General features: G+C 70.7%; 14 protein-coding genes. 13 read left to right on the top strand and 1 reads right to left on the bottom strand.

What is annotated here, in order from left to right; all coding sequences use genetic code 11:
* Window positions 1-12 precede the first annotated feature (12 nt).
* From puhA to CIW48_RS05165, 9 genes are all read left to right on the top strand, one after another.
* Window positions 13-792, top strand: a complete 780-nt coding sequence (puhA, locus tag CIW48_RS05125) for a photosynthetic reaction center subunit H (RefSeq protein WP_149309641.1) — start codon at window positions 13-15, stop codon at window positions 790-792.
* The gene (gene puhB / locus CIW48_RS05130) at window positions 789-1,439 is read left to right on the top strand and encodes a photosynthetic complex putative assembly protein PuhB (RefSeq protein WP_149309643.1); all 651 of its coding nucleotides are present in this window, start codon (window positions 789-791) and stop codon (window positions 1,437-1,439) included. The genes puhA and puhB overlap by 4 nt, the downstream gene beginning before the upstream one ends.
* Window positions 1,440-1,450: 11 nt before the next feature.
* On the top strand, window positions 1,451-1,951 hold the full coding sequence (gene puhC, locus CIW48_RS05135; RefSeq protein ID WP_149309645.1) for a photosynthetic complex assembly protein PuhC: 501 nt from the start codon (window positions 1,451-1,453) through the stop codon (window positions 1,949-1,951).
* Window positions 1,951-2,247 (top strand): hypothetical protein, encoded by a 297-nt coding sequence (locus CIW48_RS05140; protein ID WP_149309736.1) that lies wholly within the window; start codon window positions 1,951-1,953, stop codon window positions 2,245-2,247. The genes puhC and CIW48_RS05140 overlap by 1 nt, the downstream gene beginning before the upstream one ends.
* Entirely contained in the window at window positions 2,244-3,332 is a 1,089-nt protein-coding gene (acsF, locus tag CIW48_RS05145) for a magnesium-protoporphyrin IX monomethyl ester (oxidative) cyclase (protein WP_149309647.1), read from the top strand. Before CIW48_RS05140 ends, acsF begins: the two co-directional genes overlap by 4 nt.
* Before the next feature lies 1 nt (window position 3,333).
* Window positions 3,334-4,128 (top strand): putative photosynthetic complex assembly protein PuhE, encoded by a 795-nt coding sequence (puhE, locus tag CIW48_RS05150; protein ID WP_149309649.1) that lies wholly within the window; start codon window positions 3,334-3,336, stop codon window positions 4,126-4,128.
* A gap of 113 nt (window positions 4,129-4,241) precedes the next feature.
* Window positions 4,242-5,459, top strand: coding sequence for a 5-aminolevulinate synthase (gene hemA / locus CIW48_RS05155; RefSeq protein ID WP_149309651.1), 1,218 nt, complete (start codon window positions 4,242-4,244; stop codon window positions 5,457-5,459).
* Between the two features lie 173 nt (window positions 5,460-5,632).
* Window positions 5,633-6,649 (top strand): magnesium chelatase ATPase subunit I, encoded by a 1,017-nt coding sequence (gene bchI, locus CIW48_RS05160; RefSeq protein ID WP_149309653.1) that lies wholly within the window; start codon window positions 5,633-5,635, stop codon window positions 6,647-6,649.
* Between the two features lie 246 nt (window positions 6,650-6,895).
* The gene (locus CIW48_RS05165) at window positions 6,896-8,587 is read left to right on the top strand and encodes a magnesium chelatase subunit D (protein ID WP_149309655.1); all 1,692 of its coding nucleotides are present in this window, start codon (window positions 6,896-6,898) and stop codon (window positions 8,585-8,587) included.
* 31 nt (window positions 8,588-8,618) lie between these two features.
* Here CIW48_RS05165 and CIW48_RS33120 read toward each other — a convergent pair whose 3' ends face one another.
* Window positions 8,619-8,765, bottom strand: coding sequence for a hypothetical protein (locus tag CIW48_RS33120; RefSeq protein WP_173009180.1), 147 nt, complete (start codon window positions 8,763-8,765; stop codon window positions 8,619-8,621).
* A 210-nt stretch (window positions 8,766-8,975) separates the two neighbouring features.
* Here CIW48_RS33120 and bchO point away from each other — a divergent pair, with 210 nt between their 5' ends.
* The 4 genes from bchO to CIW48_RS05185 all read left to right on the top strand — a co-directional run bounded on the left by bchO (window position 8,976) and on the right by CIW48_RS05185 (window position 12,516).
* Window positions 8,976-9,884, top strand: a complete 909-nt coding sequence (bchO, locus tag CIW48_RS05170) for an alpha/beta fold hydrolase BchO (protein ID WP_149309657.1) — start codon at window positions 8,976-8,978, stop codon at window positions 9,882-9,884.
* Between the two features lie 98 nt (window positions 9,885-9,982).
* Window positions 9,983-10,768: a gamma-glutamyl-gamma-aminobutyrate hydrolase family protein gene (locus CIW48_RS05175; protein ID WP_149309659.1), complete on the top strand. Its 786-nt coding sequence runs from the start codon at window positions 9,983-9,985 to the stop codon at window positions 10,766-10,768.
* A gap of 296 nt (window positions 10,769-11,064) precedes the next feature.
* Window positions 11,065-11,817 carry a guanitoxin biosynthesis heme-dependent pre-guanitoxin N-hydroxylase GntA gene (gntA, locus tag CIW48_RS05180; RefSeq protein WP_149309661.1) on the top strand — a complete coding sequence of 251 codons (753 nt, stop codon included), beginning with the start codon at window positions 11,065-11,067 and terminating at the stop codon, window positions 11,815-11,817.
* A gap of 102 nt (window positions 11,818-11,919) precedes the next feature.
* A complete protein-coding gene (locus tag CIW48_RS05185) occupies window positions 11,920-12,516 on the top strand; it encodes an urea carboxylase-associated family protein (protein WP_149309738.1) in 597 nt (198 codons plus the stop codon).
* The last annotated feature ends 27 nt before the right edge of the window (window positions 12,517-12,543 follow it).

Here is a 12,543-nt window from a genome sequence, read left to right on the forward strand (position 1 = left end):
GGGAGGACATCCATGCCAACCGGCGCACTTACGGGCTATGTCGACGTCGCTCAGGTCGTGCTCTACGCGTTCTTCATCTTCTTCGCCGGGCTGGTCTTCTGGCTGCGCCGCGAGGACCGGCGGGAGGGCTACCCGCTTGAGAACGAGGCCGTCGGCCGCCGCAAGGCGGACGATCCGATCCTGATCCCCCGGTCCAAGGCCTTCCACCTCCCCGGCGGCGAGACCACCTATGCACCGCAGGCGGTACACGGCCGAAACGACATCGAGACCGGCATCCCGGCCCGCAAGGTCGAGCCCTGGCCGGGTGCCCCCTACGAGCGCACGGACGCCTCGCTTCAGGCCGGCGTCGGTCCCGGCTCCTGGGTGTTGCGGCACGACGTGCACGACCGGACCTGGGACGAGGAGATCCGCATCGTACCCCTGCGGGTGGCGAAGAATTTCGTCATCCACGAGGACGGCCCGAATCCGATCGGCATGACCGTGTTCGGCACCGACGATGCCGTGGCGGGCGTCATCAGCGACGTCTGGGTCGACCGCGGCGAGTCGCTGATCCGCTACTACGAGGTTGAACTTCCGACGGGCGGCCGCCGGCTGATGCCGGCCACCTTCTGCCGGGCCGGCGGCTTCACCAAGACGGTGACGACCGAGGCGCTGCTCGCCAGCCAGTTCGCCGACATCCCGGCCACCCGTGATCCCGACAGCGTGACCTTCCTCGAGGAGGAGCGGATCATGTCGTATTTCGGCGCCGGCACGCTCTACGCCACGCCGGCCCGGGCGGAGCCCCTGATATGAGCGGCGACTTCCTCCCTGAGGGTACCCTGCGGGGTCTGCCCGGCCCGTTGCCAGCGGGCGAGCGCATTCTCTGGCAGAGTGCGCCGACCACCGCCGGCCTTCTGGTCCGGGTATTCCACGCCCGCCTGGTGATCGCGTGGTTTGCGGTCTGCGCCCTAGCCTTCGGCCTCACGGCGGGATCCCCCGCGGCGGCGCTGACGGTGGTGGGGCCGACCCTGGTGATCGGTGCCGGCGCCGTCGCGCTGCTCTGGCTGCTCGCTTGGCTCAGCCACCGGACGACGCTCTATACGGTGACCAACCGCCGCGTCGTGCTGCAGGCCGGCATCGCTCTGCCGGTGACCCATAACCTGCCTTTCGCGCAGATCGAGAGCGCGTCCCTGCGCGCCTTCACGGATGGCAGCGGCGACCTGCCGTTACGGTTGCGGCCGGGCCTCCGTATCGCCTACCTTCATATCTGGCCGCATGTCCGCCCCTGGCGTCTCGCCCGGACGGAGCCCATGCTGCGCTCCGTGCCGGAGGCGGAGGCTGCGGCGGCCTTGCTGGCACGCGCCCTCGCGGCCCATGCCGACGGCACCGCGCCGCCGGTTCGGGTGGCGCAGCTCGGGCGCGCGGGCGAGAATCCCGGTCGCCTCGTCGCGGCCGAGTAGGGAGGGGCACGATGGGCGAGCGGGCGGAGGGCACCGGCCGGGCCACGGGGCCGGCAGCCTCGGGACCGGCACCGGCGCTGCTGATGATCGGCGCGGGCGCGCTGATGGGCTTCACCATGCTGGCGGTCCTGATCGGCCGGAGCGAGGGCGTCGGCCTCGTCGCCCTGCCGCCCGCCAAGGCGCTGGCGCGGCTCGAATTCCGTGCCGAGGATCAGGTCGACGGCTCGATCGCCCTGCGGGACGTCGCCGACCGGCACATCGTCGCGTGGATCCGCCCCGGCGAGGACGGCTTCCTGCGCGGGACACTGCGGGGCCTCGCTCAGGCCCGGCAGCGCGAGGGTCTTGGTCCCGAGCAACCCTTCAGCCTGACCCGCTACGACGACGGCCGCCTCGCGCTGGCCGACGAGGCCACCGGCCGCCGCGTGCCCCTGGAGGCCTTCGGCCCCACCAATGCCGGGTCGTTCGCCCGGCTGATGCCCGCGCCCGGCGCGCCAGCCACGGAGACGCGGTGATGGGCCTGTTCGGCGGCCGCACCGTCACCGTGCCCTGCACGGTGGAGATCGAGCAGACGCCCGAGAGCCTGCACGCGCACGTGATCCTCGATGCCGGTTTCGAGATCGAGCCCGGCGACGAGGTCCAGGTTCACGACGCGCCGACCTCGGTGCCCTATGGCGAGCGGCTGATGGTGCGCCGCACCGCCACAATCACCCGGGCCGGGGCGCTGGAGCGGGTCTGGACCAAGCTCATCGCCCATCTCGAGCTGACCGAACTCTACGAGGTCAGCTTTTCCGAGAGGAGGAAGCTGTGAACGCGCCCGTCACCCCGACCATCGGACAGCCGGTCCCGAAGACGCCGGTCAACGAATCGACCAAGGCCGCGCAGGAGACGACCTTCCTGTCGCCCCGCTTCTACACCACCGATTTCGACGAGCTCGACCGGACGAATGTCGAGCCGGTGCGGCGCGACTGGGACGTGCTCATCGCCGAGCTGCGCTCCGATCCGAACAAGCGCCACTTCACACGCAACGCGGAGTTCGACTGCGACCTGTCGCAGATGGAGCCCGAGCTGCGGAAGGAGTTCCTGGATTTTCTGGTCTCGTCGATCACCGCCGAGTTCTCCGGCTGCGTCCTATACGCCGAGATGCGCAAGCGGGCGAAGAACAAGGACATCCAGGAACTGTTCGGCTTCATGAGCCGCGACGAGGCGCGGCATGCCGGCTTCATCAACGACACGCTGAAGGATTTCGGCATCGGCGTGGACCTTGGCTTTCTTACAAAATCCAAGAAATACACGTTCTTCCGACCGAAATTCATCTTCTACGCCACCTATCTTTCGGAAAAGATCGGCTACGCCCGCTACATCACGATCTTCCGCGAGTTGGAGCGGCACCCGGAGCGGCGCATCCACCCGATCTTCAAGTGGTTCGAGCTATGGTGCAACGACGAGTTCCGCCACGGCGAAGCCTTCGCGCTCCTGATGCGCGCGAATCCGAAGCTGACGAGCGGCGTGAACCAGTACTGGATCCGGTTCTTCCTGCTCGCTGTCTTCGCGACCATGTATGTGCGCGACCATCACCGCCCGGCCTTCCACGCGGCGCTCGGAGTCGACCCGACCGACTACGACTTCAAGGTCTTCCGGATCACCTCGGAGATCTCCCGCCAGACCTTCCCGCTGGAACTCGACCTCGACAATCCGAAGTTCAAGGCGGGGCTCGACCGGCTGCTCGCCTGCTCCCGGGCGATCGCCGACGCCAAGGCGAAGGGCGGATTTGCCGGCAAGGTCCTGCAGGGCGTCCACGCGGCGCGGGCGGCCTTCACCTTCGCGCGGCTCTATCTGCTGCCCGTCAAGGCCAACGCCCTACCGGCCGACATCCGCCTTCAGCCGGTCTGGTAGAATGGGGACCTACGCCGCCCCGGTCCTGTACGCGGTTCTGCTCTGGTGGTTCTCCACCGGGCTGATCCTGCTGCTCGACCACGCCCCGCGACGGACGCATCCGTGGAGCATGGCCGGGGCGACGCTGCTGCTCGCCGGTGCGCTGGTGGCGATCCGGTCCAGCGCCGCCGACACGAGCGCCACGGGGGCCTACACGGCTTTCACGGCGGCGCTCGTCGTCTGGGGCTGGCAGGAGATGAGCTACTATATGGGCTTCCTATCGGGCCCGAAACCGGCCGCCTGCGCGCCGGGGGTGCGGGGGTTCGACCGGTTCCTGGCGGCGCTCGCGACCAGCCTGTGGCACGAATTCGCCATTGTGATCGGGGGCCTTGCGATCCTGGCGCTCGTCTGGGGCAGTCCCAACCGCTTCGCCCTGTGGACCTACGGCACGCTGGTGGTGATGAACCTCTCGGCACGGCTCAACCTGTTCCTGGGGGTGCGCAACCTCCACGCCGAGTTCCTGCCGGACCATCTCGGCTACCTCGCCTGCTACCTATCCCGGAAGCCGATGAACCTGCTGTTCCCGGTCTCGGTGAGCCTCGGGACCATCGCGGCGGCGCTGCTCGGGCGCGCGGCTCTGGGCCCGGACCTGCTGGAACACGAGCTGATCGGCTTCACGGTCCTGGCGACGCTGACCGCGCTCGCCACCCTGGAGCACTGGTTCCTGATGCTGCCGCTGCCCTCGGCGGAGCTGTGGCGCTGGAGCCTGCCGGCCCGGGCATCCGGGGACGCGGCGGGACCGCGGGATCCTGTGTAGAGCCGAGGGACCATCAACGGGCGACGCACGTCCACCAATCTGGAACTGGTCTTGTGCGAAAACCGGTGTCACAGGCGGGATCAACCCGCAGGATTTGTTCGGGGAGAGGCGACATGGACTACGAGACCTTCTTCGGGGCTGAAATCGCCGGGCTCCACCGGGAGGGGCGCTACCGGGTCTTCACCGACCTCGAGCGCCACGCCGGCAACTTCCCGCACGCGACCCACCACCATGCCGGCGGCACGCGACCCGTGACCGTCTGGTGCTCCAACGATTATCTCGGCATGGGCCAGCACCCGGCCGTCACCGGGGCAATGCACGAGGCGATCGACCGCTGCGGCGCGGGCGCCGGCGGCACCCGCAACATCTCGGGCACCAACCACTACCACGTGCTCCTGGAGCGCGAGCTCGCCGACCTCCACGGCAAGGAGGCGGCTTTGCTGTTCACCTCCGGCTACGTATCGAACTGGGCGGCGCTCGGGACCCTGGCCTCGCGCCTGCCGAACTGCGCGGTCTTCTCAGATTCCGAGAACCACGCCTCGATGATCGAGGGCATCCGGTTCTCCCGCGCCGAGCGCCACATCTTCCGCCACAACGATCCGGAAGACCTGAACCGCAAGCTCGCCTTGATCGACTCGGCCCGACCCAAGCTGGTCGCCTTCGAGTCGGTCTACTCGATGGACGGCGACATCGCGCCGATCGCCGAGATCTGCGACGTGGCCGAGGCCCACGGGGCGCTCACGTACCTGGATGAGGTCCACGCGGTCGGCCTCTACGGTGCCCGCGGCGGCGGCATCTCGGAGCGCGACGGCGTCGCCCACCGGCTCGACGTGATCGAGGGGACGCTCGGCAAAGCCTTCGCCGTGCATGGCGGCTACATCACGGCCTCGGAGAAGCTCTGCGACTTCGTGCGCAGCTTTGCGTCGGGCTTCATCTTCACCACTTCGCTGCCCCCGGCCGTCGCGGCGGGCGCGGCGGCGAGCATCCGCCATCTGAAGGGAAGCGGCGGCGAGCGCGCCCGCCATCAGGAGCGCGTCGCGAAGGTCCGGCAGGCCCTGGAGGCCGCCGACATCCCGACCATGCCCAACGACAGCCACATCGTGCCGGTGATGGTCTGCGATCCGGTGCTCTGCAAAGGGATCTCCGACACCCTGCTCGACGAGTTCGGCATCTACGTGCAGCCGATCAACTATCCGACGGTCGCCCGCGGCACCGAGCGGCTGCGGATTACCCCGTCGCCGCTGCACACGGATGCCGACATCGCCCATCTCGTCGAGGCGCTCACCACGATCTGGGGGCGGATCGGGCTCCGCCAGAAGGCGGCGGAGTAGGCTTCCGTTCCCCCACCCGCACCCTCATCCCGGGGCGCCCGCGGGAGCGGGCCTCGAAGGAGGGCTCCAGCCAGCCGCGCGAATTCTGGAGATCTCCTTCGAGACCTCCGCTGCGCTTCGGCACCTCAGGATGAGGGGGTGGGTTGGATGCCCCCGCAGCATCGAGGCAACGCGTGCCCACTTTCCCCTTCTCGGCCATCGTTGGCCAGGACGAGATGCGCCAGGCGCTGCTGATCGCGGCAGTGGACCCGGCCGTCGGCGGCGTGCTGGTCTTCGGCGACCGCGGCACCGGCAAGTCCACGGCGATCCGGGCGCTGGCCGCCCTGCTGCCGCCGATGCGGGCCATGGTCGGCTGCCCGTACAATTGCGACCCCGACAGCCCGGCGGAATCCTGCCCCCACTGCGCGAGCTTGCCGGGGGCGCGGAGAAAGTCCGAAAAAAAACCGGTGCCGGTGGTGGACCTGCCGCTCGGCGCAACCGAGGATCGGGTCGTCGGCACCCTCGACCTTGAGCGGGCGCTCGGCGCCGGCGTGAAGGCCTTCGAGCCGGGCCTGCTCGCCCGGGCCAATCGCGGCTTCCTGTACATCGACGAGGTCAACCTCCTTGAGGACCACCTCGTCGACCTGTTGCTCGACGTGGCGGCCTCCGGCGTCAATACGGTCGAGCGCGAGGGCCTGTCCCTGCGCCACCCGGCGCGCTTCGTGCTGGTCGGGTCCGGCAACCCGGAGGAGGGGGAGCTGCGCCCGCAGCTCCTCGACCGGTTCGGCCTCGCCTGCGAGGTCGTGACCCCGAAGGACATCCCCACCCGCATCGCGGTGGTGCGTGCCCGGGACGCCTACGAGCGTGATCCGGAGGGGTTCTGCGCCGCCCGCGCCCGGGACGAGGCTGCGATTCGAAAGCGAATCCTGCTGGCGCGGGAGCGCCTGCCAACGGTGACCGTGCCGGATGCGGCCCTGGAGCGCGCGGCGCAGCTCTGCTTGGCGCTCGGCACCGACGGATTGCGCGGCGAGTTGACCCTGATGCGGACCGCCCGGGCACTCGCGGCCCTCGACGGCGTCGGAGACGTCACCGACGACCACCTCCGCCGCATCGCTCCGGCGGCCCTGCGCCACCGCCTGCGCCGCAACCCGCTGGACGAATCCGGATCCACCGCCCGCGTGGAGCGGGCGCTGGCGGAGGTGTTTGCGTGACGGGCGCGCCACCCTTCGCCGCCACACCAGCGGACCCAGCCTGCGGCCCGAGTCGCGTGGTTTCAGGACAGCGCGCCGGTCCCCTCTCCTCGAGGGAGAGGGACAGGGTGAGGAGGGGTGCGTGGCGTCGGGAGACGACGCGCCCTCGACGCGCATCGAAGCCGTGCCCTGTCCTGAACCTCCTCGCCGCTCACCCCAACCCTCTCCCGCGCGAGAATGGCGGCCGGTGGCGGCCTGCACACGCCGATGCGTGACCATCGTCGCTCCGCAGGGGAGAACGGGGGCACTCCATCCTGGGCCGACGCCCACCTTGCCGCCCGGCTGCTCGCCGCCGACCCGCACGGGCTCGGCGGCGCAGTGCTGCGCGCCGCCCCCGGCCCGATCCGCGAGCGCTGGCTTGAAGCCTTGCGCGCCGCGCTCACGCCCGGAACACCCTGGCGCCGCCTGCCCCCCGGCATCGGCGACGATGCCCTGCTCGGCGGCCTCGACCTCGCGGCGACCCTGGCGGCCGGCCGTCCGATCTCCCGGGCCGGCCTGCTGGCGGAGGTCGATGGCGGGATCGTCGTCGTCCCCATGGCCGAGCGCCTGTCACCCGGCACCGCGTCCCGTCTCGCGGCCGTTCTGGATACCGGCATGGCCTCGGATCAGCCGGCCCGTTTCGGCCTGATCCTCCTCGACGAGGGCGAGGCGGACGAGACCGTCGCCGAGGCGCTGGCCGATCGCCTCGCCTTCCGGATCAATCTGCACGGCCTCGGCCGCGCGGAGGCCTCGGCGCCCGTGCCAGAACCCGCCCCGGGCGCTCCGGAGCCGGACCCGGTCGGCAGCCTCTGCGCCCTGGCCGAGGCCTTCGGCATCGCGTCCCTGCGCGGTCCGATCCTGTCGGCACGGGTGGCGCGCGCCCTCGCGGGAGCGCGGCCGATCGGCCAGGCCGAGATCGTGTCGGCCGCGCGCCTCGTCCTGGCACCGCGCGCCACGCGCCTGCCGGCGCCCGAGGAGCCAGCCCCCGAGACCGCGGAGGCGCCGCCGGCGGACTCGCCTCAGGAACAGCCCGGGCAGGAGAGGGCGGATCCGGCCGCCGCGGAGGCGCCGGACGACATCGTGCTTGAGGCGGTGCGCGCCGCGATCCCGCCCAACCTCCTCGACCAGTTGCTGGCGGGTGGCCAGCATCTCGCGGCCGCGAAGGCGGGCCGGGTGGGGCAGGCGGCCTCCGCCCGCACGGGGCGCCCGGTCGGCAGCCGGCGGGGCGACCCGCGGCGGGGACGCCTCGACCTGCTCGCCACCTTGCGGACGGCGGCGCCCTGGCAGGCTTTACGGCGGAATGCGGCGGAGACGCGCGCCATCGTGGTGCGGCGGGACGACTTGCGGATCCGAATCCTGCGGCAGCGGACCGAGACCACCACGGTGTTCTGCGTCGACGCCTCGGGCTCGGCGGCCCTGGAGCGGCTGGCGGAGGCCAAGGGCGCCGTCGAACTTTTGCTGGCCGAAGCCTATGTCCGGCGCGACCGGGTGGCGCTGGTGGCGTTCCGCGGCACCGGCGCGGAGCTGGTCCTGCCGCCGACCCGCTCCCTCACCCGGGCCAAGCGCGGGTTGTCGGGGCTGCCGGGCGGGGGCGGGACGCCGCTCGCAGCAGGGATCGACGCCGCCATCACGGTGGCCCTCGGCGTGCGCCGCGGCGGCAGCCGGCCGGCGATCGTACTGCTGACCGACGGGCGCGCCAATGTCGCCCGTTCGGGGGAGGGCGGCCGCGCACGGGCGGGTTCGGAGGCCCTGCAGGCGGCGCGCGCCTTGCGAGCGGCCGGGTTGCCGGCCCTGGTGATCGATACCGGCACCCGGGGCGACGAGGCCCGTTCGGTCGCGGACGCGATGGGCGCCCGCTACCTGAAGCTGCCGCGGGCCGAGGCCGGTCAGCTCAGCGCGGCGGTGCGGGCGGCGCTCTGAGCGCGGCGATTCCGACGCGCGAGACGGTGACTCAGAGGTCGCCGCCGATCCCGCTGTCGGCCAGGCGCTGGTGGTGGGCGAGCCACGAGTTCAGCATCTCGCGGACGAGAGCCTTGAGGCTCCAGCTGCCGGAGACCGGGGCGGCGATGTTCTGGGTCGAGGAGGTGAAGAGGATCATGGCCTTCTCCAAAGTCGGGGGACGTGTCTTGCTCTTGTTCACCCGTGATATGCCGGCCCTGTTGCGACGCAGCAATCAGCCTCCGCTCACCGGTGGCATGCGGCCGCCGCATAGGATTGTTCAGTGTTACGAAATACTTCCGGCCATGAATGATAGCGCCCCCGCCTCCTCCGGACCGCCCGCCCCTATCGCAGTGCGGGATGCGCTCCCATGCTGACCAAGTTCGACGCGGACCGGCCCGACTGGGCCGTGGAGGGCCGCGACTGGCCCCATCGGGAAGCTAGCCGCTTCATGGAGGCGGCGGGCCTGCGCTGGCACGTCCAGGAATTCGGGAGCCCGGACGCCCCGACTCTGCTGCTCCTGCACGGGACGGGGGCAGCCAGCCATTCGTGGCGCGGGCTGGCGCCGCTCCTCGCCCGCGACTTCCGCGTGATCGCCCCGGACCTGCCGGGCCACGGCTTTACGGATCCACTGCCCGACGCCGACCTGTCCCTGCCCGGCATGGCCAGGGCCGTGGCGGGCCTCGTGGCGGCGCTCGACCGTCCGCCCGTCCTGGCGGCGGGCCACTCGGCCGGGGCGGCCGTGCTGGCGCGGATGTGCCTCGACGGCGCCATCGCACCCCGATTGCTGGCGGCCTTCAACGGCGCCCTGGCACCCCTGCCGGGGGCGGCCAGCCTCCTGTTTCCCAGCATGGCGCGGCTGCTGTTCCTCAACCCCTTCACCCCGAGGATCTTCGCCTGGACGGCGGACCGATCCGCGGCCAAGCGGCTGATCGAGGGAACCGGCTCGCGCCTCGGTCCGGAGGGGATCGATCTCTACCGCCGGCTCTTCGCCCGGGCCGGCCATGTTCGCGGGGCGCTGGGGATGATGGCGAACTGGGATCTCGCCGGGCTGCACCGGGCGCTGCCCGGCCTCGCGACCCGCACCCTGCTGATCGTCGGCGGCGACGACAAGGCCATCCTGCCGGACACCGCCTTCGCCCTGCGTGATCGCCTGCCCGATGCCCGCGTCCGCCTGATCCGCGGTCTCGGCCACCTCGCGCACGAGGAGGCGCCGGAACGGGTGGCCGAGGTGCTGCGCGCGGAGGCTTTGGACGCGGGCCTTCTGTCGCCAGCGTGACCCGGATGGGACTGGCGCCGGCCTTGCGTGGGTCGTAGAGCCTGCCGCGGGCAGCGAGGGCCCGACATGCAGCCAGCACCGAGGAGCAGCCGGGAACGATGGCGAGACCCGTGATCGGCGTCATCGGCAACGCGCGCCTGATCGACAGCCGGTTCCCGGCGCAGATCGTCGGCGAGAACAACATGCGGGCGGTGGCCGCGGTGGCCGGTGCCCTTCCGCTGATGTTCGCCGCCGCCCCGGCGATCACCGATCTCGGCGACCTCCTCGACACCGTGGACGGCGTCCTGCTCACGGGCGGCCGCGCCAATGTCCACCCGGCCCGGTTCAACACCGAGCCCTGCGCGGCGCACGAGCCCTACGACGAGGACCGCGATGCCGTGGCGCTGCCGCTGATCGAGGCCTGTGTGGCGCGCGGCGTGCCGCTCTTCGGCATCTGCCGCGGCTTCCAGGAGATGAACGTCGCCTTTGGGGGCAGCCTGCACCCGGAGATCCGCGAACTGCCCGGTCGGCTCAATCACCGCATGCCGCGCCTCGCGAACGGCGAGATCCACCCGGACCTGGAGGTGATCTTCGCCGACCGTCACGCGGTCCGCCTGACGCCCGGAGGGGCCTTCGCCCGCCTTCTGGAGCGCGAGACGATCCGGGTGAACTCCCTGCACGGCCAGGGTATCCTGGAGCCGGGCGCGCGGGTGGTGATCGAGGGCGTGGCCGAGGACGACACGGTCGAGGCGATCCGCATCCGCGACGCGGCGGGCTTCGCGCTCGGGGTCCAGTGGCACGCCGAGCACGACCCGGCAACCAACCCGATCAACCGCGCCCTGTTCGAGGCTTTCGGAGCCGCCGCGGCGACTCGGCACCGGGCGCGTTTGGGGGGCCGGACCTGAGCCCCTGCTTCGGCGCGGATCGCCGCAATCCTTGCGGCCAATGCGGCAACACAGCACCGAGCGGCCGCCGGCATTTCGAGTCGTCTTCTCATTAACTTATGTTTATTCTGACCTCTTGATCACAAGAATATTGCCCCTGCCATCGGACAAATCTTGTCCCCCTGCCTCGGGATTCACCTTTTCCCCGGGCGACCTGTCGCAGCACGGAACGGCAGCAGTTCGATGGTGTTGCCGGAGTCCCGAACAGCGGGAGCCTTGCAGCGAGGCTTCCTGCGCAGAGAACGGCCAGAACGCGCATGCAGCTACCCCGCGACGACCGAGCGCACCCCCGTGCCGAGGCCTTCCGCGACTTCATCCGGAACCCGCCCTTCCCCTGCGTGGGCGCCAAGTCGGCTCTGTCCCGCGGACGGATGCGGATTGTAGTAGCTCGGGACATCACTTCGGGCTGGGACGACATGCGCATCTACCCGGCGCTGCTCGCCTTCGTGGCCCAGTACCGGGCGCAGCCGGACCTGTTCCAGAGCTTCGCCGTCGTCTTCGAAGGTCCCGGCGATCTCTCGGAGGAAGCGTTCGAGCAGAACCTTTGGGCGCGGGCGCAGTCCCTGACCGACAAGGATGCCTGGCTCGGCCAGCCCCACGATGCCCGCGTCGCCGACGATCCCGACAATCCGCATTTCTCGCTCAGCTTCGGCGGCGAGGCCTTCTTCGTGGTCGGCCTCCATCCGAATGCCAGTCGCCCGGCGCGGCGCTTCTCGTCGCCGGTTCTGGTCTTCAACCTGCACGCCCAGTTCGAGCGGCTGCGCGAGGAGGGACGCTACGAGAAGCTGCGCGCCGCGATCCTGGAGCGTGACGAGGCCCTCGCCGGGAGCGTGAACCCGATGCTGGCGCGCCACGGCGAAGCGTCGGAGGCGCGCCAATACAGCGGCCGCGTGGTCGATGCGGACTGGCGCTGCCCCATGCAGGGCCGTCCGGCACCTGCGCCCGAAACGGACGACTGGCACCCGCCGGTCCTGCCTGTGGACCACAGTCTGCCGGGCAGTGGGGTCTGAGGCACGCGGATCGCAGGGCCGGACGGCGCGTTCCCGGAGGCGGAGCGGCACGGCCTGCGATACGGGTTTGATGCAGCCGACAATGAAGTGAGTCGACCCATCATGTGCCAAGCGGACGTGCAGCAGATCGAACCGCGCTCCGGCGTCGCTTTCACTCTCAGCCGGGGCCAGGGCCTCACGGTGATCGACCCCTGCGGCGAGCAGGTGGCCGACCTTGTCGCCTACAACCGCCACGATACGGGGGAGGTGATCTCGTCGGGCCGGACCCTCGACTATGCCAGCCGGATCTACCTGACAACCGGCGACCCGCTCTACTCGAACCGCTCCAACATCCTGCTGCGGATCGTCGAGGATACGGTGGGGCGGCACGATTTCCTGCTGACACCGTGCTCGGCCGACACGTTCCGCATCATATACGGCGACACGAACCCGCATCGCGGCTGCTTCGGCAACCTCGCGGCGGCGCTCGCCCCCTACGGCATCGCGCCGGACGCGATCCCGGTGGCGTTCAACTGCTTCATGAACGTGCCGATCGACAGCGCGACCGGGGCGCTTACCGTCGCGCCGCCGCTCAGCCGGGCAGGGGACCGGATCGTGTTCGTGGCGGAGACCGACCTGATCATCGGGCTGACCGCCTGCTCGGCCCTGCAATCGAACAACGGCAGCTTCAAGCCGATCCAATACGGCGTGAGCGGATAGCCGCCACAACGTTGATCAACGGCATAT

Source organism: Methylobacterium sp. P1-11 (assembly GCF_008329595.1).
Taxonomy (GTDB): Bacteria; Pseudomonadota; Alphaproteobacteria; order Rhizobiales; family Beijerinckiaceae; genus Methylobacterium.

Coding starts and splice junctions, on each gene's coding strand:
- CIW48_RS05165 (WP_149309655.1), top strand. CDS start 6,896: ATGCGTGACCATCGTCGCTCCGCAGGGGAGAACGGGGGCACTCCATCC.
- bchO (WP_149309657.1), top strand. CDS start 8,976: ATGCTGACCAAGTTCGACGCGGACCGGCCCGACTGGGCCGTGGAGGGC.
- puhC (WP_149309645.1), top strand. CDS start 1,451: ATGGGCGAGCGGGCGGAGGGCACCGGCCGGGCCACGGGGCCGGCAGCC.
- puhB (WP_149309643.1), top strand. CDS start 789: ATGAGCGGCGACTTCCTCCCTGAGGGTACCCTGCGGGGTCTGCCCGGC.
- CIW48_RS05175 (WP_149309659.1), top strand. CDS start 9,983: ATGGCGAGACCCGTGATCGGCGTCATCGGCAACGCGCGCCTGATCGAC.
- puhE (WP_149309649.1), top strand. CDS start 3,334: ATGGGGACCTACGCCGCCCCGGTCCTGTACGCGGTTCTGCTCTGGTGG.
- gntA (WP_149309661.1), top strand. CDS start 11,065: ATGCAGCTACCCCGCGACGACCGAGCGCACCCCCGTGCCGAGGCCTTC.
- puhA (WP_149309641.1), top strand. CDS start 13: ATGCCAACCGGCGCACTTACGGGCTATGTCGACGTCGCTCAGGTCGTG.
- CIW48_RS33120 (WP_173009180.1), bottom strand. CDS start 8,765: ATGATCCTCTTCACCTCCTCGACCCAGAACATCGCCGCCCCGGTCTCC.
- CIW48_RS05140 (WP_149309736.1), top strand. CDS start 1,951: ATGGGCCTGTTCGGCGGCCGCACCGTCACCGTGCCCTGCACGGTGGAG.
- CIW48_RS05185 (WP_149309738.1), top strand. CDS start 11,920: ATGTGCCAAGCGGACGTGCAGCAGATCGAACCGCGCTCCGGCGTCGCT.
- hemA (WP_149309651.1), top strand. CDS start 4,242: ATGGACTACGAGACCTTCTTCGGGGCTGAAATCGCCGGGCTCCACCGG.